Origin of the sequence: Roseovarius atlanticus, assembly GCF_001441615.1 — a bacterium.
Classification (GTDB): Bacteria; Pseudomonadota; Alphaproteobacteria; order Rhodobacterales; family Rhodobacteraceae; genus Roseovarius; species Roseovarius atlanticus.
The window spans coordinates 90,239-108,676 of sequence record NZ_LAXJ01000018.1 but is presented as its reverse complement, the minus strand read 5'-3'; the positions used below and the strand labels follow the sequence as shown (position 1 = coordinate 108,676).

The 18,438-nt window shown below is 65.5% G+C and carries 18 protein-coding genes; 5 read left to right on the top strand and 13 right to left on the bottom strand.

The genetic code is table 11. From position 1 onward, the window contains the following. Window positions 1-87: 87 nt before the first annotated feature. Complete coding sequence (locus XM53_RS15385) at window positions 88-1,461, top strand: methyl-accepting chemotaxis protein (protein WP_057794878.1); 1,374 nt, start codon at window positions 88-90, stop codon at window positions 1,459-1,461. A gap of 394 nt (window positions 1,462-1,855) precedes the next feature. On the opposite strand, the gene XM53_RS15380 is transcribed toward XM53_RS15385, so the two are convergent. The 11 genes from XM53_RS15380 to XM53_RS15330 form a co-directional block, all read right to left on the bottom strand. Then, entirely contained in the window at window positions 1,856-2,461 is a 606-nt protein-coding gene (locus tag XM53_RS15380) for a chemotaxis protein CheD (RefSeq protein ID WP_057794876.1), read from the bottom strand. A 36-nt stretch (window positions 2,462-2,497) separates the two neighbouring features. Next, on the bottom strand, window positions 2,498-4,420 hold the full coding sequence (locus XM53_RS15375) for a methyl-accepting chemotaxis protein (RefSeq protein ID WP_057794875.1): 1,923 nt from the start codon (window positions 4,418-4,420) through the stop codon (window positions 2,498-2,500). 25 nt (window positions 4,421-4,445) lie between these two features. Next, entirely contained in the window at window positions 4,446-5,015 is a 570-nt protein-coding gene (locus XM53_RS15370) for a PDC sensor domain-containing protein (RefSeq protein ID WP_057794873.1), read from the bottom strand. A gap of 85 nt (window positions 5,016-5,100) precedes the next feature. Continuing rightward, entirely contained in the window at window positions 5,101-6,324 is a 1,224-nt protein-coding gene (locus tag XM53_RS15365; RefSeq protein WP_057794871.1) for a PAS domain-containing protein, read from the bottom strand. A gap of 47 nt (window positions 6,325-6,371) precedes the next feature. Next, window positions 6,372-6,722, bottom strand: a complete 351-nt coding sequence (locus XM53_RS15360) for a hypothetical protein (RefSeq protein WP_057794869.1) — start codon at window positions 6,720-6,722, stop codon at window positions 6,372-6,374. A 33-nt stretch (window positions 6,723-6,755) separates the two neighbouring features. Then, on the bottom strand, window positions 6,756-7,142 hold the full coding sequence (locus XM53_RS15355; RefSeq protein WP_057794866.1) for a response regulator: 387 nt from the start codon (window positions 7,140-7,142) through the stop codon (window positions 6,756-6,758). Further along, window positions 7,139-8,083 carry a CheR family methyltransferase gene (locus tag XM53_RS15350; RefSeq protein ID WP_057794864.1) on the bottom strand — a complete coding sequence of 315 codons (945 nt, stop codon included), beginning with the start codon at window positions 8,081-8,083 and terminating at the stop codon, window positions 7,139-7,141. The genes XM53_RS15355 and XM53_RS15350 overlap by 4 nt, the downstream gene beginning before the upstream one ends. Beyond that, window positions 8,080-8,550 carry a chemotaxis protein CheW gene (locus XM53_RS15345; RefSeq protein WP_057794862.1) on the bottom strand — a complete coding sequence of 157 codons (471 nt, stop codon included), beginning with the start codon at window positions 8,548-8,550 and terminating at the stop codon, window positions 8,080-8,082. Before XM53_RS15345 ends, XM53_RS15350 begins: the two co-directional genes overlap by 4 nt. Beyond that, window positions 8,543-10,732 (bottom strand): chemotaxis protein CheA, encoded by a 2,190-nt coding sequence (locus XM53_RS15340; protein WP_057794861.1) that lies wholly within the window; start codon window positions 10,730-10,732, stop codon window positions 8,543-8,545. The genes XM53_RS15345 and XM53_RS15340 overlap by 8 nt, the downstream gene beginning before the upstream one ends. 15 nt (window positions 10,733-10,747) lie before the next feature. Further along, window positions 10,748-11,110, bottom strand: coding sequence for a response regulator (locus XM53_RS15335; RefSeq protein WP_057794859.1), 363 nt, complete (start codon window positions 11,108-11,110; stop codon window positions 10,748-10,750). Beyond that, the gene (locus XM53_RS15330; protein WP_057794857.1) at window positions 11,107-11,409 is read right to left on the bottom strand and encodes an STAS domain-containing protein; all 303 of its coding nucleotides are present in this window, start codon (window positions 11,407-11,409) and stop codon (window positions 11,107-11,109) included. Before XM53_RS15330 ends, XM53_RS15335 begins: the two co-directional genes overlap by 4 nt. Window positions 11,410-11,714: 305 nt before the next feature. On the opposite strand from XM53_RS15330, the gene XM53_RS15325 reads away from it, so the two are divergent. From XM53_RS15325 to XM53_RS15310, 4 genes are read left to right on the top strand one after another with little or no spacing between them, the layout of a single operon-like run. Then, window positions 11,715-12,635 (top strand): branched-chain amino acid ABC transporter permease, encoded by a 921-nt coding sequence (locus XM53_RS15325; RefSeq protein ID WP_057794855.1) that lies wholly within the window; start codon window positions 11,715-11,717, stop codon window positions 12,633-12,635. An 8-nt stretch (window positions 12,636-12,643) separates the two neighbouring features. Continuing rightward, complete coding sequence (locus tag XM53_RS15320; protein ID WP_057794853.1) at window positions 12,644-13,627, top strand: branched-chain amino acid ABC transporter permease; 984 nt, start codon at window positions 12,644-12,646, stop codon at window positions 13,625-13,627. Continuing rightward, window positions 13,620-14,369 carry an ABC transporter ATP-binding protein gene (locus XM53_RS15315; RefSeq protein ID WP_057794851.1) on the top strand — a complete coding sequence of 250 codons (750 nt, stop codon included), beginning with the start codon at window positions 13,620-13,622 and terminating at the stop codon, window positions 14,367-14,369. Before XM53_RS15320 ends, XM53_RS15315 begins: the two co-directional genes overlap by 8 nt. Next, window positions 14,366-15,052, top strand: coding sequence for an ABC transporter ATP-binding protein (locus XM53_RS15310; RefSeq protein WP_057794849.1), 687 nt, complete (start codon window positions 14,366-14,368; stop codon window positions 15,050-15,052). Before XM53_RS15315 ends, XM53_RS15310 begins: the two co-directional genes overlap by 4 nt. 424 nt (window positions 15,053-15,476) lie before the next feature. Here the strand turns inward: XM53_RS15310 and XM53_RS15305 are convergent, their stop codons facing one another. Then, window positions 15,477-16,976, bottom strand: coding sequence for an AMP-binding protein (locus tag XM53_RS15305; RefSeq protein ID WP_057794848.1), 1,500 nt, complete (start codon window positions 16,974-16,976; stop codon window positions 15,477-15,479). Beyond that, on the bottom strand, window positions 16,973-18,376 hold the full coding sequence (sauS, locus tag XM53_RS15300; protein WP_057794846.1) for an acylating sulfoacetaldehyde dehydrogenase: 1,404 nt from the start codon (window positions 18,374-18,376) through the stop codon (window positions 16,973-16,975). The genes XM53_RS15305 and sauS overlap by 4 nt, the downstream gene beginning before the upstream one ends. Window positions 18,377-18,438 lie beyond the last annotated feature (62 nt).

The following is an 18,438-nucleotide window of genomic DNA, read 5'->3' as shown; positions in this document are numbered from 1 at the left end:
CTTGCGCCATTGGGCCGGATCAAAGGCAGCAGTTTGTTAATCCCTGGCGGCTAGGGTGCGCGGAACGCTGTCTTTGAAGGAGTGCCGATGTTCGGGAAGGGGAAGCAAGATACAAAAGCGCGCGGCGATGTTGAGTTCGCGCAAGGGCTGGTATCGGTGATCGACCGCACCCAGGCGGTGATCGAGTTCACACCTGACGGTACGATCCTGAGGGCGAACGAGAATTTCCTGAACGTGTTGGGCTATTCTCTTGACGAGATCGCCGGGCAGCACCACGCCATGTTCGTGACGCCGAACTATGCGCAAAGCGAAGAGTACCGTGCCTTCTGGACGGCGCTGGCCGAGGGCGAATTCTTCACCGACCAGTTTCCGCGCGTCGCCAAAACGGGCGAGATCGTCTGGATCAGCGCGACCTATGCCCCCGTCATAAACTCCGATGGAACTGTCGGGAAGGTGATCAAGGTCGCCACCGACGTCACGGCGCGGCGTCGCGGGATCGAACGCATCGCGGAGGCGCTCAACGCCCTGAGCGAAGGCAATCTGGAACACCAGGTCGCGCCGTGTGGCGTGGCGGATATCGACCGGTTGGGCGATGCGTTCAATGCGGCCACATCACGGCTGTCTTCGGCGATCATCTCGGCCAAAGAGGTGGCGGGGACCGTCGAGCGTACCGCCAGCGAGGTCGGCGAAGCATCGATCGAGATGTCGAACCGGACCGAAAACCAGGCCGCGACCCTGGAAGAGACGGCGGCAGCGATCAAGGACCTGACAGCCACCGCGGAATCCGCGGCAGAAGGCGCCAAGGAGGTCGAAAGGTCGGCCAGTTCCGCCCGCGTGACCGCCGAGCACAGTGGCAAGGTCGTCGAGAATGCGGTGAACGCGATGGCCAACATCGAGAAGTCTTCGAACCAGATCTCACAGATCATCGGCGTGATCGACGATATCGCCTTTCAGACCAACCTGCTGGCGCTGAATGCCGGGGTCGAGGCGGCCAGGGCGGGTGACGCGGGACGCGGCTTTGCGGTTGTGGCCTCCGAGATCCGCCTGTTGGCGCAGCGCTCGGCCGAGGCGGCGGACGAGATCAAGACGTTGATCACTGACAGCTCGCAGCACGTCTCGTCCGGGGTGGACCTGGTGCACCAGGCGGGCGTGGAGCTGAAGAAGATCGTGTCCGGCGTGGCCGGTATCTATGCGCATATCAACAAGATCACCGATGGCGCGTCGGAACAGGCCGTGTCGTTGTCGGAAATCAACAGCGCGGTTGGGCAGCTCGATACCGTGACCCAGCAGAACGCGGCGATGGTCGAGCAATCAACGGCGGTCAGCAAGGTGTTGGCGTCGGACGCGCGGGAATTGTCGGTGCAGATGTCCATGTTCAGGACGGCCACGGCCGGGCCTGTGCCGCATGCCAGGATGGGGATGGCGGCACAGGATGCGGCCCCGTTGCCACGGGCGTCGTGACCGGCCGATAAACCGGGCCATGGGGGCAAAAGCGCGCGGGCGAGTCCCCGGATAAGCTTGCCACACCTGCGCGTTTGCCGGTGACAAGCGCGGTGTTCGCTGTGTTTCAGCACGTTCCGGTCGGTCGGGTCGCGTCGTGGCTGGCGACTTTTGGTTACTTGGTCAGCCCTATTGCACGCGCACGCTCAGGACCGTTGCGAGACCTCGGTGACCTCTTCGAGAGACCACGTACCGATGCGGATGCGATCCTCTTTGACGATATGTATGGTGTTTCCAAGCTTTAGTGCGATCGCTTCCGTGTGCGCGCGGTGGCGATCGGCGCGGTCAAGGCCGGCGGTGGGCTGGTACCCTGGATCGCGTCCGCAGACAAATTGCCAGGCCGAAGCGCGGCAAATCAGAACAGCTGAATATCACCTTGCGCCGCGTTGTCGTCACGCGGGGGGCGCGTGGTGACGGGCACAGCCGGATCCGTCATGGTGTTCATGAAGCATTGCTGGACCCGGCCGGACGCAGGCCAGAACCGAATCTTGCGACCGCGGGTGCCGCCCAAACAGCTGCCCGTAACGGTGAAGCCTTCGTTCTCGACATACCATTGGGCGAAACTGGCATTCTTGGCCCCGATCTCGGCGCCGCCTTCGAACATCTTGGCACCGCCGAAAAGCTTGACCTCAAGCCGCCTGCGGTCGGCCCCCTTTTTCAGAAGTCCGTTGATCAGAAGTTCCATGGCATTCACGCCATAGCGCATGTTGTCGCCACGGTCGCTGGTGCCGCCCGGCAGCAGAAAATGGTTCATGCCACCCACGCCGGCCACGGCGTCCCACATGCATGTGGCGATACAAGAGCCGAGGATCGTCGTCATGATTTCATCGCGCCGGTCCGAGATCCGCGTCTCACCCTGGAACAGCGGAATGAAGACGGCCCCGTCGACGGAACCTGGTGGTTGGCCGGTCGGACCGGCCGCGTCCGGCCGCGGCGCGTGGCGGTTGCCGAGATGCGTCATCCTGCCTCCTGGCCCCGCGTGACGGCGGAAGATCGATCAGAAGTCATGCCAATCTTCCTGGCCGTTTACCGCCACGGAACCGGAGGCGGGCGCGATTGTGCTGACCGCGCTGTCCGGCTTGTCCGCTGCGGCGTCTCGCGTTTCAGCCCGGGCGATCTCGTCTTCCCAGCCGGTTCTGAGCGGTGCCGCCGTCAGTGGGCGTGCGGTGTCGGAACCCGCGTCACGCAGCTCGTCGAGATTGAACTGGCGCAGGATCTCGGACATGCGCTGTGCCTCATGGCTCAGGCTGCGGCTGGCGGCCGAGGATTCCTCGATCACGGCCGCGTTCTGTTGGGTCACCTTGTCGAGTTCGGTCACGCTGTCCTTGATTTCGGCCAGATTGGTCGCCTGTTCGCTGGAGCCTGTGGCGATGCGCGACACCAGGTCCGAGACATGGTTGACGCCGTCAATGATATCGCTGAGCGCCGTACCCGCCTGGTTGGCAAGCTCGCTGCCCTCGGTGACATGCTCGCTGGAGCGCGTGATCAGTTCCTTGATCTCGTTCGCGGAATCCGAGGCCCGCTGGGCCAGGGCGCGCACTTCGGAGGCGACCACGGCAAAGCCGCGACCTGAGTCGCCGGCACGCGCGGCCTCGACGCCTGCATTCAGGGCCAGTAGGTTGGTCTGGAACGCGATGTCGTCGATCACGCCGATGATCGCGGTGATCTGCTGCGAGGAATCCTCGATGTCGCGCATGGCCTTGACCGTGCGGTCGACAACCGCGCCGCCGGCCGCGGCCCGCTTCTTGTTGTCGGCAATCCGCTCGTTGGCGTCCAACGCCAGGGTGGCGGTCATCTGCACGCTGGTGTTCAGCTCTTCGATGGCGGCGGCGGATTCCTCGAGGGTCGCGGCCTGGGCCTCGGAGCGTTTCGACTGATCCTCTGCCACCTCGGAGATTTCCTGCGAACTGGTGCGCACGCTGTCGGCGGTGGAGACGATGGTGGACAGCATGTTGCGCAGGTTCGAGACGACGTCGTTGAAGTTGTTGCAGATTTCGAGGTGGTCCGCATCGAGGCCCTTGAACTCGGCGGTGTCGATCTTGCAATCTGTCCGACCGGAAGAGAGCCGCGACATGCGTTCGCCCAACTTCTGCAGCAATCTTTGCCGCAGCGCCGTATGCTCCTGCCGCTTGCGGGCCTCGGTTTCATCCCGCTGGAGGGTGTCGCGGAATCCTTGCAGGTCTTGCGCCATTCTGCCGATCTCGTCAGCGCGATGTGCGCCGGGAATCTTGGTGGTGTAATCGTGGTTGGACACGGATTGCATGGCACCGCTGAGCGCCTTGATCGGCCCGGTCACGAGATACGAGATGGCAAGAACGATCGCGATGAGCCCGCCGATGGCCACAAGGGCGCTTATGCCCAGAACACGCAGGATATGCGCGTTCTGAGCGGCCAGGAAAAGGCCGTTGTCCCAGGCAAACCCGGCGGCCCCCAGGAGTGTCACGCCGTCCTTGGCCATGACCGGGATGGCGATGATGTTGAGTTCTCCGCTCTGGGCCTGCGCCGGGGTTTTGGTTTCCATAACCTGATTCAGCGTCTGCGACAGAAGCTTTGGCGGGATGTCGCGCGCGTTGTGGGTGGCCAGTTGTTCGCCGGACGCGTGCCGAATGTCTATCGCGATGAGCGAGACATCTGTTTCGGTGGCCGACGAGTAGATTTCCGCCAGGCGCGCGCCGTCCTTGAATTGCATCGGCCCGCGCATTTGCTTCGACAGCATCTCGGCCAGAAACGCCTGGTCCGCCGCCTGTTTCTCGAGGGTCATGGCACTTAGGTTCTTGCTGAGCAAGGCAAAGCAGACCCCGAAGGTAAGAAGGAAGCCCAAGGCGACGGCGACGGCGAGCTTCGAGCGAATGCTGAGCGCCGAAAGGGTGGCGGTGACTCGGCCGAAACCGGCGTCCGGGTGTGCTGTGGTCGTGGTCATCACGGGCTCCCGTTAGGTGAAAGGGTCAGTTTGCGGAGGCAAGCATCTCGATGTTGACGCCGACGGTAATCACGCCGACGAAGCTGCCGTCATCCATGATCGGAACGCTGACCTGGCTTTGGTAGGTTTGGGCGGATTCGTCGAACTCGACGTCGCCGATATGGATGCCGGAGGTCTCGTGCGGCACCTGCCACTTGTCCTCGTCGCCTTGCCAGTAGTCGGACGTGACGCTGCTTTGGCCGACGTTGAGGCCGCGGATGTCGGTGACGAAGATCTCGGTATAACGCCCTGCGCCCTGCATGTGGATGTCCTTGAGGTGGCTCGAAAGCTCGTTCGACAGCACCGAGTCGATCAGGTCACCGCCCGCGACGGTCTGTTGCCGCCAGGTGGCGTCGAGCGCGATGATCTCATGCTCGGTCAGTCCAGCGGTCGAGGCGTTCTGAGACCGTATGGCGTCCAAGACTAAGGGATCGGTGGTCCAGGCGGCGATCGTGCCGTTGGCCAAATCGGTCAATGCGCCGTCATATTCGCTGGCGGCCTGAGCGCCGGTGACGGCGAATACCGTCGCGGCAAGTGTGGTGAGCGTGTGTTTCATGGATGCCTCCGGTGGTTGGATACAGTCAATCAAGGTACGCCGCATCATCGGCGATAAGATTTAAGATCCTCTGAACTGCGCAGGCTCAGAGCGATTTCGAGGTGGCGTCGATCTGAAATGCGGTGGCTGAGAGGGCTGCCAGATGCCGGTCGGTCTGGTGGTGCGCTTCCTCCAGGCGGCGAATGATGCCGACAAGGCCGCTATCGACGTCGCTCATCCGGCCACTTTCGACCCGGCAGAGAAGCTTGACGAGATCGAGACCGTTGATCCGGCGGCGCAGCTGGCGGCAGATATCGGGGACGAGCTTGCCCATGTTAGCGACCTCGGACACCGTGCTTCGGCTGATTTCGGAGAGCGACTCGGACTGGACGTGCAGGATCTCGCGTCCTCCAAGGTTGCGTTCGGCGGCATCGTGCTTGGCCGCGGATTGCCGTACGGTCAGGTCCATCAGGGTGGCGATCTGCGACGCGCTTTGCGCCCGTCCGAGCGCGGTGCGCATACGCACCAGCAAGCCGGTCTCGTCGCAGCGCAGCCGCTCGATCATCTGGTACATGTCCGCCGACATCGTTTCGTAGTTCTTGGAAATGGTGCCGATCGCGACACCGGCCCCTTCCAGCCGGCCCGAGAGGATGCGCAGATTGATCGGCTCCCCTCGGACCTTTTGAAATATGCCGATGATCTCCTGAACGAGGGTATCGCACTTGTCCATCAACTCGGTCAGGCGGGCGATCTTGCCGACATCGGAGTCGCTGCCGGTGTCGACATCTTCGCGGATCCCGAACTCGGCATCGAGTGCGGCGTAGCTAAAGGCGTCGAAATCGAGGTATCCAAGTTCGGCGAGGCGTGCGAGCATCCACTCCGCGCTTTTGTCCGGTGGCAGGCCGCGGGCCTCCTCAGTCAGCATGGCACTGTAGATGTCGCGGGTCAGCGCGAAGAATTCCGAGCGCGGCTTGATCCGAACCGAGAGATAGCCGTCGCGCGTCGGCGTTACCGTCGCGAACACCCAGTAGAAGCCGCCGTCGGCGGTGGAATTCTTGACGTAGGTACAGACCGGAAGCTTGGCGTGGAGCCGCTCCCACATCAGGTGAAAGAGGCCGCGGGGCATGTCGGGATGGCGCACGACCTTGTGCGGGGCACCGCTGAGATATTCCTTGGACATGCGTGCGGTTTCGCAGAACTCCTGGTTGGCATAGTGGATGACGCCGCGGGTGTCGGTCGCGGAGGCCAAGAGTTGCTCGGGCGGAAAGTCGACCTCGGTTCCGGTGCGCGCGGGATGGTCGGTTGCAGGGGCAGTTGCCGTTTGTTGCATCGAGAAGGGTCCTTGAGGATGCGGCCGCTTCGCGCGCCGCGGTGGTTTCAGAACAAGATCGGCTGGCCGTCGCCGCGCCCCAGATCGGGCTTCACGGGATCGTCCAGCAACCGGTGCCGGAAGTAGTCGAGGCGAACCTGGGCGAGCAGCGGGGTGACATCGAGCCGGGCGTCGGCCTCGACCGAGGTCGACACGGTTTTCAGGACGCGCGAGATGTCGCGCAGATGCTGCCAGAGCGCATCGACCCGCTGAAGGTCACGCAGGTCGGCCGTCGCGCTTTCGGGCAAATGGGTGACCAGTTCGGGAATCAGGGTATCCAGACGCTGCGCGATGCCTGCGAGGTCGTCGGTCTCCTCGGCGAGAATGTGGAGTAGGCGTGAAATGGGACGAGGCGGCACGGAATGCTCCTGCTGATTGACGGGTGCGGGGGATCAGAGGCGGCCGACGACCTTTTCGATGCACGCCTTCAGTTGCGCGGTCTGGAACGGCTTTTTGAGGTAGTTGTTCATGCCCAGGCGGGTGCCGCGCTCGATGATTTCCTTGTCGGCCCGACCGGTCACCAGAATGAATCCGGTGCGGGCAATGGCGCGGTGCGAGCGGATCGCCTCGAGCAGTTGCAGCCCGTCCATTCGCGGCATGTTGAAATCCGAGATCACAAGGTGCACGGGCTTGGCGGCAAGGCTGCTCCAGGCGGTATGGCCATCAGCCTCGGTGCGGTAGTTCTTGATCCCCAGTTCGTCGAGCGCCTGGGTCAGCAGGCCGCGGCTGGTGGACATGTCGTCGACGACGAGGATATGCAGTTTCTCTCTCAGGCTCATCCGGGGCCTCCGTTGCTGTCGGGGCGCTGGGCGCCAGCCGTGTTCAAAATGTTCAGGTCCGCGCAGCGATGCGGTGGGCGGGACGGGGTGTCGGGCGGCAGGCAGAAGGCGCCACGCTCGTGCTGGGTGAAGCGCATGGCGATGGCTTCGGGCAGGAGTTCGGAATGGCTGACATAAAGCGCGCCACCCGGCTCGATCCGGTCTGCGAGGCGTTGCCAGAGCCGCGCCTGTGTGTCTTCGTCGAAGTAAATCGTGACGTTCCGGCACATGATGACATCGAACCTTCCCTTGAACGGCCATTCGCCATTGAGGTTCAGGCAGCGAAAGGTGATCAGGTCACGCGCGCGTTGCGCCACGCGCGCCATGCCATTGATACCGGTTCCTTGGTCCAGGTGGCGCTCGGCGAACCCGTCGGGCAGGTCGCTGACGGCTGTGGCGGGGTAGAGACCGGCGTGCGCGACGCTCAGGGCCGATTTGTCGATGTCGGTGGCCAGTATCCGCAGATCAAGTTGGGCGGCTTCGGGGCAGGCATCGAGCATTCGAAACGCCAGGTCATACGCCTCTTCCCCGGTGGAGCAGGCGGCCGACCACAGCCGCACGCGCCGGCCTGCGCGGGCGGCGGCGGCAAGCCCGGGCAGGATATGGTCGGCGAGATGGGTGAAATGGTGATCCTCGCGGTTAAACCGGGTCATGTTCGTGGTCAGCGCGGAAATGAACGCGTCCTGCTCGGCGGTGTTGCCGGGCTGTTGCAGCCAGGTGCAGTAGGCGTCAACCGAGCCGATCTTCAGTGCCTTGAGCCGTTTGGCCAGGCGCCCGGACACCATCGCACGCTTGTTGCTGCCGATATGGATGCCGGTCATGCGCTTGAGCAGGTCGGCGACGATGGCAAAGTCGTCGGGACTGATCAGGGGTGGTGCCCCGGCCTGAGGATGGTCTTTCATGCGCTCAACGGGGCCTCTCGTGGCAGGACCTCGCGGACATCGATCGCCCGGACGAGCTTGTCATCGAGTGAATGGACTCCGCGGATGAACGCCTGGGTTCGGGACGAGGACACGTCCGGGGTCGCCTGCATCTCGGCCTCGTCGACGGTGATGATGTCGGACACGGCATCGACCAGGAACCCGATGATCTTGTGGTCGATCTGGGCGATGATGATGACGTGACGCTTGCCCGGTTCGGTCTTGCCGAAGCCCAGCCGGAGAGACAGGTCGACAACCGGCAGCACGGTGCCGCGCAGGTTCATCATGCCGACGACGAAATCGGGCGCGTGGGGCAGGGTGGTGGTGCTTGTCCAGCCGCGGATTTCGAGCACGTGCGAGATTTCGATGCTGAAATCCTGGTCCTCGACGGTAAAGCAAACGATCTCGACCCGGTTGGCGGTTCTGGATTCGGTCTGGGTGTCATGCATGATGGACGTCTCCTGTGGCGTCTGGCCAGGCACGGTCGACCCATCCCCCCTGGCCGGGAGGGGCAATCATCTGGTCGGTGTCGACGATGAGCGCGATTTTTCCGTCACCGAGAATCGTCGCCGCGGCGATGCCGGGGATTTTCTGATAATTCTGTTCCAGGCCCTTGATCACGACTTCGCGTTGTTCGGCGATGCCGTCGACGGCAAGGGCGTAGCGTTGGCCGGAGTCGCCTTCGATCAATAGCAGGGACTGGTTGCCAAGACTGACAGGCGTGGAGCGGAAGCCAAGGGCGGTGCCGAGATCCTTGATCGGGACCATCTCGCCGTTGAGCGCCAATACGCTGTCGCCATCGCAAAGCGTGTGCACCTTGGCCTGTCCGGGCTGCAGCATCTCGCGCAGGGGCAGGGTGGGGACGATCAGCGACTGGTCGGCGATCTTGACTACCATGCCCTCGAGCACCGCAAGTGTCAGCGGCAGGGACACCGTGACAGAGGTGCCACGACCGGGCACCGATTGCAGGCTGACGCGGCCGCCCAGGGACTGGATCTCGTTGCGGACGACGTCCATCCCGACACCGCGACCCGAGAGATTGGAGATCTCGCCGGCGGTGGAAAAGCCGGGGCGGAAGAGCAGGTTGTCGATATCGGCATCGCCGAGATCGTCCTCGGGGCGGATGAGACCTTTCTCGATGGCGATCTGGCGGACCTTCTCGCGGTTGATACCCGCCCCGTCATCCTTGATGACGATGACAACGCGGCCCGAGCGGTGGCTGGCCTCGAGGGTGACCGTGCCGCGTTCGTTTTTGCCGGCGGCGCGGCGCGCCTCGGGCGTCTCCAACCCGTGGTCGATGGCGTTGCGGATCATGTGGGTGAGGGGTTCGACGAGGCGTTCCGTGACGGTCTTGTCCACCTCGGTCGCGTCACCCACGGTGACCAGGCGGGCGGATTTGCCGGCCTCGCGCGCGGTCTCGCGGACAATCCGGGACATGCGCTGAAAAAGGCTGCGCACGGGTTGGGCGCGGATCGCCATGACGCTTTCCTGGATCGCCCCCGAGAGCGTCTTGAGCTGGCTCATGGCCTCGTCCACGCCGCTGTTGGCGGAACTGGGCATCTCGTCCATCGACTGGCGCAGCATCGCCTCGGCGATGACAAGCTCGCCCACGAGGTTTATCAGCCGGTCGACGCGATCGAGGTCGACGCGGATCGTGCTGGTACGGGAACTGGAGGACCGCACCGCGGCCGGCGCCGCGGCGTCGGTTTGGTTGGGCGCCGGGGCGCCGCCGGAGCGCGGCGCCGCCGGCGTTGCCGTGACCGTGTCCTCGGCCAAGGCGTTGGGAAGCAACTGGATATCGGACGGCGCGGGCAAGGGCGGCAGGCCGCCGGGGCCGGCGGACGCCATGGAAATTTCAAGCTCGCACAGGCCTTCGACGAATTCGAAGACTTCGCGGATTGCGGCCTCGTCGACAGAGTCGTCGGGGCTGAAGGTCAGGATCCAGCGGAGCGCGGGATCGGACCAGGCGCCGTCGCGCAGGGGGGTGAGCTCGGTGAGATCGGCCTCGACCTCGAGCTTGCCGAGGCTTTCGAGACTGCGGAAGAGGATCGCCGGGTCGTGACCGTTTGCGAAAAGCTGTGGTGAGGCCTTGAACCGGATCTCGACCGTGCCGCCCTCCTCGGGGCCGTCATCCTCGGGCGCGCCCATCTCGTCGAGCGAGGGCAGGTCGCCGTCGAGCGCCAGGAAGGTCGGTTGGAAATCGGCCTCATCGATTTCTTCGGCAGGCTCTTCGGCATTGTCGGACGTACCGTTGGCGGCATTGCTGACATGTTTGAGATCGCTGAGGATCGAGGCGCCCTGATCGGGCGGCAACTCGGCGCCCTGGCTGGCGGACTCGACCAGGTCGGCGAGGTGATCGCTTGCCGTCAGCAGCAGGTTGACGACATTGTCGCCCACCGTGAGCCGTTGGCTGCGGATATCGTCCAGCACGTTTTCGAACGCGTGGGCGAAGGAGACCATCTGATCGAGGCCGAACGCTCCGGCGCCGCCCTTCATCGAGTGGACGGCACGGAACATGCTGTTGACGGTCTCGTCGTCACCGGCGCCGGCTTCCAGCTCGTTCAGTCCGGAGGAGAGTTGTTCGAGCAGGTCGTCGCATTCCTGGAAGAACATCTGGTTGAGATCGTTCATGTCGGCATTCCTTCCTCAGACCACGAGGCGCTGGATGATCTGGACGAGCTTTTCTTCGTCGAAGGGCTTGACGATCCAGCCGGTCGCCCCGGCATCGCGCGCCCGCTGCCGAAGCGCGTCGCCGCTCTCGGTGGTCAGCACCAGGATCGGCACGGTCGAGACCCGATCGCCCTTGCGCACCCCGTCGATGAAGCCGAACCCGTCGAGACGCGGCATGTTGATGTCGGTGATGATCAGGTCGGGATCCGCCGTTTCGAGGCGTTCGAGCCCGTCGACCCCGTCCTCTGCAAGCTCGACCTCGAACCCGGCGCCGGTGAGGGCCTGTTGCAACATGCTGCGCATGGTTCTTGAATCGTCGACGGCCAGAATGCGTGTCATGCGGTGTCCTCTTGAATCAGGGCGTGTCGGGGGATGCCGAGCAGGGTCAGCCCCCGGAGAAAATCGGGCGAAGGGTCGACCAAGTCGAAGGCGGTGCCGTCGGCCTGCCATTCCATCCGGGCGCGCACCAGAATCTCGGCCGCAAGGGCGCCGAGGAAGCCGACATTGCCCGCCCGCAGGCGTAGGGCCGTTCCGCGCCGGGTTTCGAAGCTGGCCGCCAGCGTTTCGCAGGCTGCGAAATCCAATCTTTCGGGGAGGTCAATCGATGTGTCGTCGACGGAATTGGCGGTTTCTGTCATGCGGGGCCCTTCACACTGCATATGCCTTGTCTGCCGCAGGCTAGAGCGACCGGTTTAAAATGAGGTTAAGCGGTAACTGTATGATTTCAGGAAGAAAGACTGGGTCTTCGAGAAGTGCGGCACCTCGGGCTGGCGACTAGGGCGTGCGCCGGAGGCCGGGCTGGCAGCCGCTGCCCGAGGCATGGCCGCGCCGGGCGGGCCTGCGCGGCGAGAGAGGGATGCCGGCAGGGCTTGGCCTTCGGGCCCGGGCGTGGTTTAACCCCGCGCCATCGGGGAGCGCATAGCGGCAGGGGAAAGCGGCGCGGATGTCGGGCATTCTGATCATCGAGCAGGTTCTGAACGGGCTTCAGTTCGGCGTCATGCTGTTTCTGATGGCGGCGGGCCTGACTCTGATCTTCGGGGTGATGGGGCTGATCAACCTCGCCCATGGCTCGCTTTACATGGTGGGCGCCTTCGCCGCCGCGGCGGTGGCGGCGGCGACGGGGAATTTCGTGCTGGCGCTGGGTGCCGCACTGGCGGTGGCGGCGGCGGTGGGTGCGATCGTGGAGGTGGTGGTGATCCGGCGATTATACGCGACCGACCACCTGGACCAGGTGCTGGCGACCTTCGCGCTGATCCTGATTTTCTCGGAGGGCACGCGGTACCTTTTCGGGTCCTTCCCGCTGTATCTTGATATCCCCGACGCGTTGTCGGGGCCGGTGACGTTGCCGGGCGGCATCCAGTATCCGCTGTACCGGCTGGCGTTGATCGGCGTGGGGCTGGCGGTGGCGGTGGGCCTGTGGCTGTTGATCGAGCGGACACGGGTGGGCATCCGCATTCGCGCGGGCGAGAACGACCGGGAGATGATCGCGGCGTTGGGCGTGGACATCTCGAAGCTTTACACGCTGGTCTTCGCGCTGGGTGCGGCGCTGGCGGGGCTGGCAGGGGCGCTGGTGGGCGCGATCCAGTCGGTGCAGGTGGGCATGGGCGAGCCGGTGCTGATTTTGGCGTTCGTGGTGATCGTGATTGGCGGCATAGGCTCGATCAGGGGGGCCTTCGTGGGCGCGATCCTGGTGGGGCTGACGGATACGCTGGGAGGCATCTTCCTGCCCGAGCTTTTCAAGCTGTTCATGGAGCCGGCGGCGGGCACGCAGGTGGGGGCATCGTTGGCGTCGATGGCGATCTACATCCTGATGAGCGCGGTGCTGGTCTGGCGGCCCACCGGCCTGTTCGGGGCGCGGGCATGATCGGGGGCATGAGCCGCGAGGGCTGGATCAACCTGGCGGTTCTGGCCGGGTTGCTGGTGGTGCCGCTGTGGGCGCTGTGGGCGGATGAGCCGTTCACGATCACGCTGGCCACGCGCGTGGTGATCCTGGCGCTGGCCGCTGTTGGCTTGAACATCGCGCTGGGGTTGGGCGGGCTGGTGAGCCTGGGGCACGCGGTGTTTTTTGGCATCGGCGGCTACGCGATGGGGATCCTGGCGCATCACGCGCAGACCTATACGTCGGTCATGGAATGGCCCCTGCTGATCGAAGGCACCAAGTCGATGCCGGTGGTCTGGCTGGTGGCCGTGGTGGCCTCGGCGCTGGCGGCACTCGTCATTGGCGTGCTGAGCCTGCGGACAAGTGGCGTCTATTTCATCATGATCACGCTGGCCTTTGGGCAGATGTTTTTCTACTTCGCGATCTCGTGGAGCGCCTATGGCGGCGAAGATGGCCTGTCGATCTATGTGCGCAACGGGTTTCCGGGGCTGAACACGCTGGTGCCGATCCAGTTCTTCGGGCTTTGTTTCGCGATCCTGTGTGCGGTCCTGTGGCTGACCGCGCGGCTGATGCGGTCGCCTTTCGGGCTGGCGCTGAACGCGGCACGGCAGGTGCCGGTGCGGGTGGAGACGGTGGGGCTGAACCCGGTGCGGCTGAAGCTGGTGGCCTTCGTGATTTCGGGCGCGATCACGGGGCTGGCGGGGGCGCTTTTTGCCGACCTCAACCGCTTCGTCAGCCCGACGATGTTCAGTTGGCAGTTCTCGGGCGAGATCATCATCCTTGTCATCCTGGGCGGGGTCGGGCGGCTGTTCGGCCCGGTGGTCGGCGCGGCGGTGTTCGTGGTGCTGGAACATTGGCTGGGCGGGCTGACGGAGTTCTGGCTGATCTGGCTGGGGGTTATCCTGCTGTTGATCGTTCTGTTCGCGCGGGGCGGCATCGTGGGGATGCTGGCGGGACGGAGCGTGGCGCATGACTGAGCCGGTGTTGGAGACGCGGGGGATCACGAAGCGGTTCGGGGCGCTGACCGCGAGCGAGGACGTGTCGCTGGACCTGAAGGCGGGAGAGATTCACGCCATCATCGGGCCCAATGGCGCGGGCAAGTCGACGCTGATCCAGCAGATTTGCGGGCTGTTGCACCCGGATGCGGGACAGGTCAGGCTGGGCGGTGCGGACGTGACGCGGATGGCAGCGGCGGCGCGGGCGCGGGCCGGGCTGGGCCGGACGTTCCAGGTGTCGCAACTGGCGATGGAAGACACGGTGTTGCAGAACGTGGTGCTGGGCGCGCTGGGGGCTGTGGGCCGGCCCTGGCGGTTTTTCGGTGCGGCGCTGCGCGATGCGGAGCTGCGCGACCGGGCCGAGGCGGCGCTGGCGCAGGTGGGACTGTGTGATGTGGCGGCGATGCGCTGTGCCGACCTGTCGCACGGGCAGCGGCGGCAGTTGGAGGTGGCGGTGGCGCTGAGCCTAAGCCCGCGCGCCTTTGTGATGGACGAGCCGATGGCGGGGCTGGGCGCGGAAGGCTCGAAACGGATGACGGGGTTCCTGAGCGAACTGCGCGGGACGGCGCCGATCCTGCTGGTCGAGCATGACATGGACGCGGTCTTTGCCCTGGCGGACCGGATCAGCGTGCTGGTCTATGGGCGGATCATCGCGACGGGCACGGTGGCGGAGATACGGGCGGACCGGGCGGTGCGCGACGCCTACCTGGGGGAAGAGGCATGAGCCTGTTGCGGGTCGAGGGGCTGGAGGCGCGCTATGGCGTGAGCCAGGCGCTGTTCGGTGTGACCCTTGAGGTGGGCGCGGGCGAGGCTGTGGCGCTGATGGGGCGCAACGGGATGGGCAAGACAACGACGGTGCGGGCGATCTGCCGGATGTTGCCGAGCCGGGGCGTGCTGCGGTTCGACGGCCAAGACCTGCACCGGTTGCCCAGCCACCGCGCGGCGCGGCTGGGGATCGGGCTGGTGCCCGAGGGGCGGCGGTGTTTCCGGGATCTGACGGTGGTGGAGAACCTGCTGGCGGCGGCCCGGCCCGGCCCGTGGGACCGGGCAAAGGTGGCGGAGTTGTTCCCCCGGCTGGAAGAACGGTCGGGGCAGGTGGCGGCGTCGCTGTCGGGCGGTGAGCAGCAGATGCTGGCCATCGGCCGGGCGCTGATGACGAACCCCAGGCTGATGATCCTGGACGAGGCCACCGAAGGGCTGGCGCCGCTGGTGCGGGCCGAGATCTGGGCGGCGCTGGGGCAGTTACGGGATGCGACCGAGATGGCGCTGCTGGTGATCGACAAGTCGGTGCGGGAACTGGCGCAGGTAGCGGACCGTGCGGTGCTGCTGGAGCGCGGCGAGACGGTCTGGAGCGGCGCGATGGCGGAGCTGACGCCGGACGTATCGGAGCGGTACGTGGGGGTGTGAGACCGCGTGACCGCTGCCGTTCGGATTGATGCATGAGGTCCCGGGTCAAGCCCGGGACGGGTTCGTTTTGACCACGCCGGAGACCTCGCGTATGGAGTGGTCGCAGGTGAAGTCGGCCACTGGCGGAAGATGTCGGGACAGCAAAGGCCGGGCGGCATGGCCTGCGGTCTGGGGCGTGCCGCGCAACGTCTGTGGCAGCGGTGAGCCGGTTGCGAGATGGAGCGTAATTGGCACGTTGGGAAAGTGAGAGGCTGTTCAGGCGCGCGGAATGCCGAAGCTGCCCGGTCATCTTGAAGCAGGGCCGGCGCGAGGGATGCGGCGCGGTGCCGTTTGCACGCCCGCCCCGGCCCTGAGCCGGGGCCTTTTGGTTTGATTTAAGCGGTCCCGGGGCGAGCCCGGGACGGGTGTGCGCCGGGGCGCGGTGTCAGCGGGCGGCGGGTTCGAGAATATCGGCGAGTTTCAGGCGCTGGATCTTGCCCGAGGGGCCCTTGGGCAATTCGTCGAGAAAGTGGATTTCGTCGGGGGACTTGAATGCGCCGAGCCGGTTGCGGCAGATCTCGATCAGGTCCGCGCCTTTGAGAGCGGAGCCGTCGCGGACGCGCACCGCCGCCTCGACGGTTTCGCCGTAGGTGGTGCAGGGTCGGGCGAAGGCGGCGGCCTCGATCACGTCGGGATGGGTGTAGAGCGCCTCGTCGACCTCGCGGGGGGCGATGTTCTCGCCGCCCTTGATGATCAGCTCTTTCAGTCGGCCGGTGACGAAGACATAGCCCTGGGCGTCCATGCGGGCGAGGTCGCCGGTGCGCAGCCAGCCGTCGCGGAACGTATCGCGGGTGGCGTCGGCATTCTTGAGATAGCCCTGCATCACGTTGGGGCCACGCACGGTGATCTCGCCCTCGTTGTCGGGCGGCAGGGCGGCGCCGGTGCTGTCCTGGATCTGGACCTCGCAGCCATAGGCCAGGCCGGACGAGCCGATCTTGCGGGTGGCGGGCGGCAGGGGGTTCGACAGGATCTGGGCGGCGGTCTCGGTCAGGCCCATGGTTTCGATGATGGGCACGGAAAAGCGGGTCTCGAAGGCTGACTGGGTCTCGACCGCCAGCGCCGAGGAGGCGGAGCGGCCGAAGCGCAGGCGATTGCGGACCTCGGGGCCGGGTTCGTCGGTGCCGTGCAGCAGGTGCGAGATGATGGTGGGGACGGCGGAGAACCAGGTGACCTCGGCCTTCGCCGCCTGATCCCAGAAGCGGGAGGCGGAGAATTTCGACGTGACGGCGAGGGAGCCGCCCGAGACGAGGCTGCCCATCACGGTCACGCAAAGGCCGTTGATGTGGTAGATCGGCAGTATGCAGAAGCCCCGGTCGGCCTCGGAGAGGTCATGCGCGATGGTGGTGGTCCAGCCCCCGGCCAACAGGCTGGCATGGGTGTGCAGCACGCCCTTCGGGCGGCCGGTGGTGCCGGAGGTGTACATGAGAAGCGCGTGGTCGTCGGGGGTGACGGGGTGCAGGTCGGCCTCGGCCTGTTCGGACAGGGGGACCGGAATGATGCCGGTGGTGTTGGCGGGCGCGAACTGCTCGGTGCAGGCGTCGTGGACGAAAGCCAGGCGGGCCTCGGAATGCTCCAGCGCGTAGGCGATGGCGTCGCGGCCCGCGGCGAGGTTGATCATGGTGGCGCGAAAGCCCCCCGCAAGCGCGCCGTAAAGAGCGACGAGGCCGTCGCGGCTGTTGGGGGCGACGATGGCCACGCTTTCGCCCCGGGCCGCGCCGCGAGCGGTGAGGGCGCGGGCGAACGACAGGGCCGCGTCCTGAAGCGCGGGCCAGTCGAGACGGCTGCCATCCTCGGGAAAGACGAAGGCGGTGCCGCCCCGGTCTGCGCGGGCGGCGAGCCAGTCGCGGACGGTGCCCTGGGGCGGTCTGTCGCGGCTGAGTTTCATTGGCCGGTGGCCCTCCAGTAGTCGGCGAAGATATCCTCAAGCGTCGGCTCGTTGGCGGGGATTTCGCGCACGATCTTTGTGGATTGCAGGAAATGCTTCCAATGGACGTTTTCGTCGATGGAATTGCCGCCCCAGCTGCCGCAGCCCATGGACAGAGAGAAGGGCATCCCGTTGGTGAAGGCGCCGCCGGTGGCGAAGGTATGCGCCTGGTTGACGATGATGCGGCTGGTGGGGATGGCGCGGGCCAACGTCATCGGGCGCGCGTCGTCCGTGCTGTGCAGGCCGACGGAATGGCCCGCGCCCTGAAACAGCTGGATGTCGCGGGTGATGCGGAGAGCGTCGTCGAAATCGGCGGCGGTGTAGAGCGCGAGCACGCGGCTGAGTTTCTCGCCCGAGAGCGGGTTTTCCGGGCCGATGCGGGTGGTGGGCACGGCGATATACTCGGTGCCCTCGGGGACCTTGCCCGACAGCCCCAGCGCGTCGATCATCTTGTCGGCGTCCTGGGCGATGACGGCACGGTTCAGATGCCCGTCGGGCCAGAGGGCGGCGACAATGGCGGCCTCGTCCTCGACCACGGCACCGCCTGCGCGGGCCATGGCGGCGATGAAGGCGTCGCGCACGGCCTCGACGACAACGACCGAGTTTTCGGACGAGCAGGAGGTGGCGTTGTCGAAGGTTTTGGACGCGCGGATCTTTTCGGCGGCGGCGTCGAGATCGGCGGTTTCATCCACGATGACGGTGACGTTGCCCGCGCCGACGGCGACGGCGGGGGTGCCGGAGGTCTGGGCACGGTGGACGTTGTTCTGGCTGCCGGTGGCGACGACCATGTCGCAGGTTTCCATCAGGCGTTGCGTCTTGTCCTTGGAGCCGGGCGCGGGAACCATGCCGACAAGGTCGGGGTCTTCGCCGATCTTTGCGAATTCGGCGTGGATGAATTCGATCAGTTTCTCGCAGCTGGGCACGCCCTTGGGCGAAGGGGCCACGACGATAGCGTCGCCGCATTTCAGCGCGTTGATGATGTTGTTGGCGGGCGTGGCGGCGGGGTTTGTCGATGGCACGATCGCGGCGACGACACCTTTGGGGCGGGCGATTTCGGTGATGCCGGTGGCGGGGTCGCCGCGGATGACGCCATAGGTGGTGACGCCCTTTATGTCGCGCATGAGTCCGAGCGTCTTGCGGTGGTTCTTGGTGATCTTGTCGGGCACGTTGCCCAAACCCGTGGTCCGGACGGCCAGTTCGGCCAGTTCCCGGTTGCGCCCCGGTTCCATGATCGCCCATGCGACGGCCTGTGCGGCGCGGTCGTAGCGCTGTTGGCTGCCCTCGGCCTCGTACCGGGCTTGGGCGGCGCGGGCGCGGGCGATGATGGCGTCCAGGTCTGCGATGGGGTCAGGGGCGTTCATGGTGCGAAACCTTTCTGGTAAAGGGCGCGCAATGGATGGTGCGCGCCCCGGTGGTATAGGGC

Excerpts from the sequence above, each read along its gene's own strand:
- XM53_RS15305 (WP_057794848.1), bottom strand. The coding sequence starts at position 16,976 with ATGAAACTCAGCCGCGACAGACCGCCCCAGGGCACCGTCCGCGACTGG.
- XM53_RS15345 (WP_057794862.1), bottom strand. The coding sequence starts at position 8,550 with ATGCATGACACCCAGACCGAATCCAGAACCGCCAACCGGGTCGAGATC.
- XM53_RS15325 (WP_057794855.1), top strand. The coding sequence starts at position 11,715 with ATGTCGGGCATTCTGATCATCGAGCAGGTTCTGAACGGGCTTCAGTTC.
- XM53_RS15320 (WP_057794853.1), top strand. The coding sequence starts at position 12,644 with ATGAGCCGCGAGGGCTGGATCAACCTGGCGGTTCTGGCCGGGTTGCTG.
- XM53_RS15375 (WP_057794875.1), bottom strand. The coding sequence starts at position 4,420 with ATGACCACGACCACAGCACACCCGGACGCCGGTTTCGGCCGAGTCACC.
- XM53_RS15350 (WP_057794864.1), bottom strand. The coding sequence starts at position 8,083 with ATGAAAGACCATCCTCAGGCCGGGGCACCACCCCTGATCAGTCCCGAC.
- XM53_RS15315 (WP_057794851.1), top strand. The coding sequence starts at position 13,620 with ATGACTGAGCCGGTGTTGGAGACGCGGGGGATCACGAAGCGGTTCGGG.
- XM53_RS15355 (WP_057794866.1), bottom strand. The coding sequence starts at position 7,142 with ATGAGCCTGAGAGAGAAACTGCATATCCTCGTCGTCGACGACATGTCC.
- XM53_RS15340 (WP_057794861.1), bottom strand. The coding sequence starts at position 10,732 with ATGAACGATCTCAACCAGATGTTCTTCCAGGAATGCGACGACCTGCTC.
- XM53_RS15385 (WP_057794878.1), top strand. The coding sequence starts at position 88 with ATGTTCGGGAAGGGGAAGCAAGATACAAAAGCGCGCGGCGATGTTGAG.
- XM53_RS15370 (WP_057794873.1), bottom strand. The coding sequence starts at position 5,015 with ATGAAACACACGCTCACCACACTTGCCGCGACGGTATTCGCCGTCACC.
- XM53_RS15380 (WP_057794876.1), bottom strand. The coding sequence starts at position 2,461 with ATGACGCATCTCGGCAACCGCCACGCGCCGCGGCCGGACGCGGCCGGT.
- XM53_RS15365 (WP_057794871.1), bottom strand. The coding sequence starts at position 6,324 with ATGCAACAAACGGCAACTGCCCCTGCAACCGACCATCCCGCGCGCACC.
- XM53_RS15330 (WP_057794857.1), bottom strand. The coding sequence starts at position 11,409 with ATGACAGAAACCGCCAATTCCGTCGACGACACATCGATTGACCTCCCC.
- XM53_RS15335 (WP_057794859.1), bottom strand. The coding sequence starts at position 11,110 with ATGACACGCATTCTGGCCGTCGACGATTCAAGAACCATGCGCAGCATG.
- sauS (WP_057794846.1), bottom strand. The coding sequence starts at position 18,376 with ATGAACGCCCCTGACCCCATCGCAGACCTGGACGCCATCATCGCCCGC.
- XM53_RS15310 (WP_057794849.1), top strand. The coding sequence starts at position 14,366 with ATGAGCCTGTTGCGGGTCGAGGGGCTGGAGGCGCGCTATGGCGTGAGC.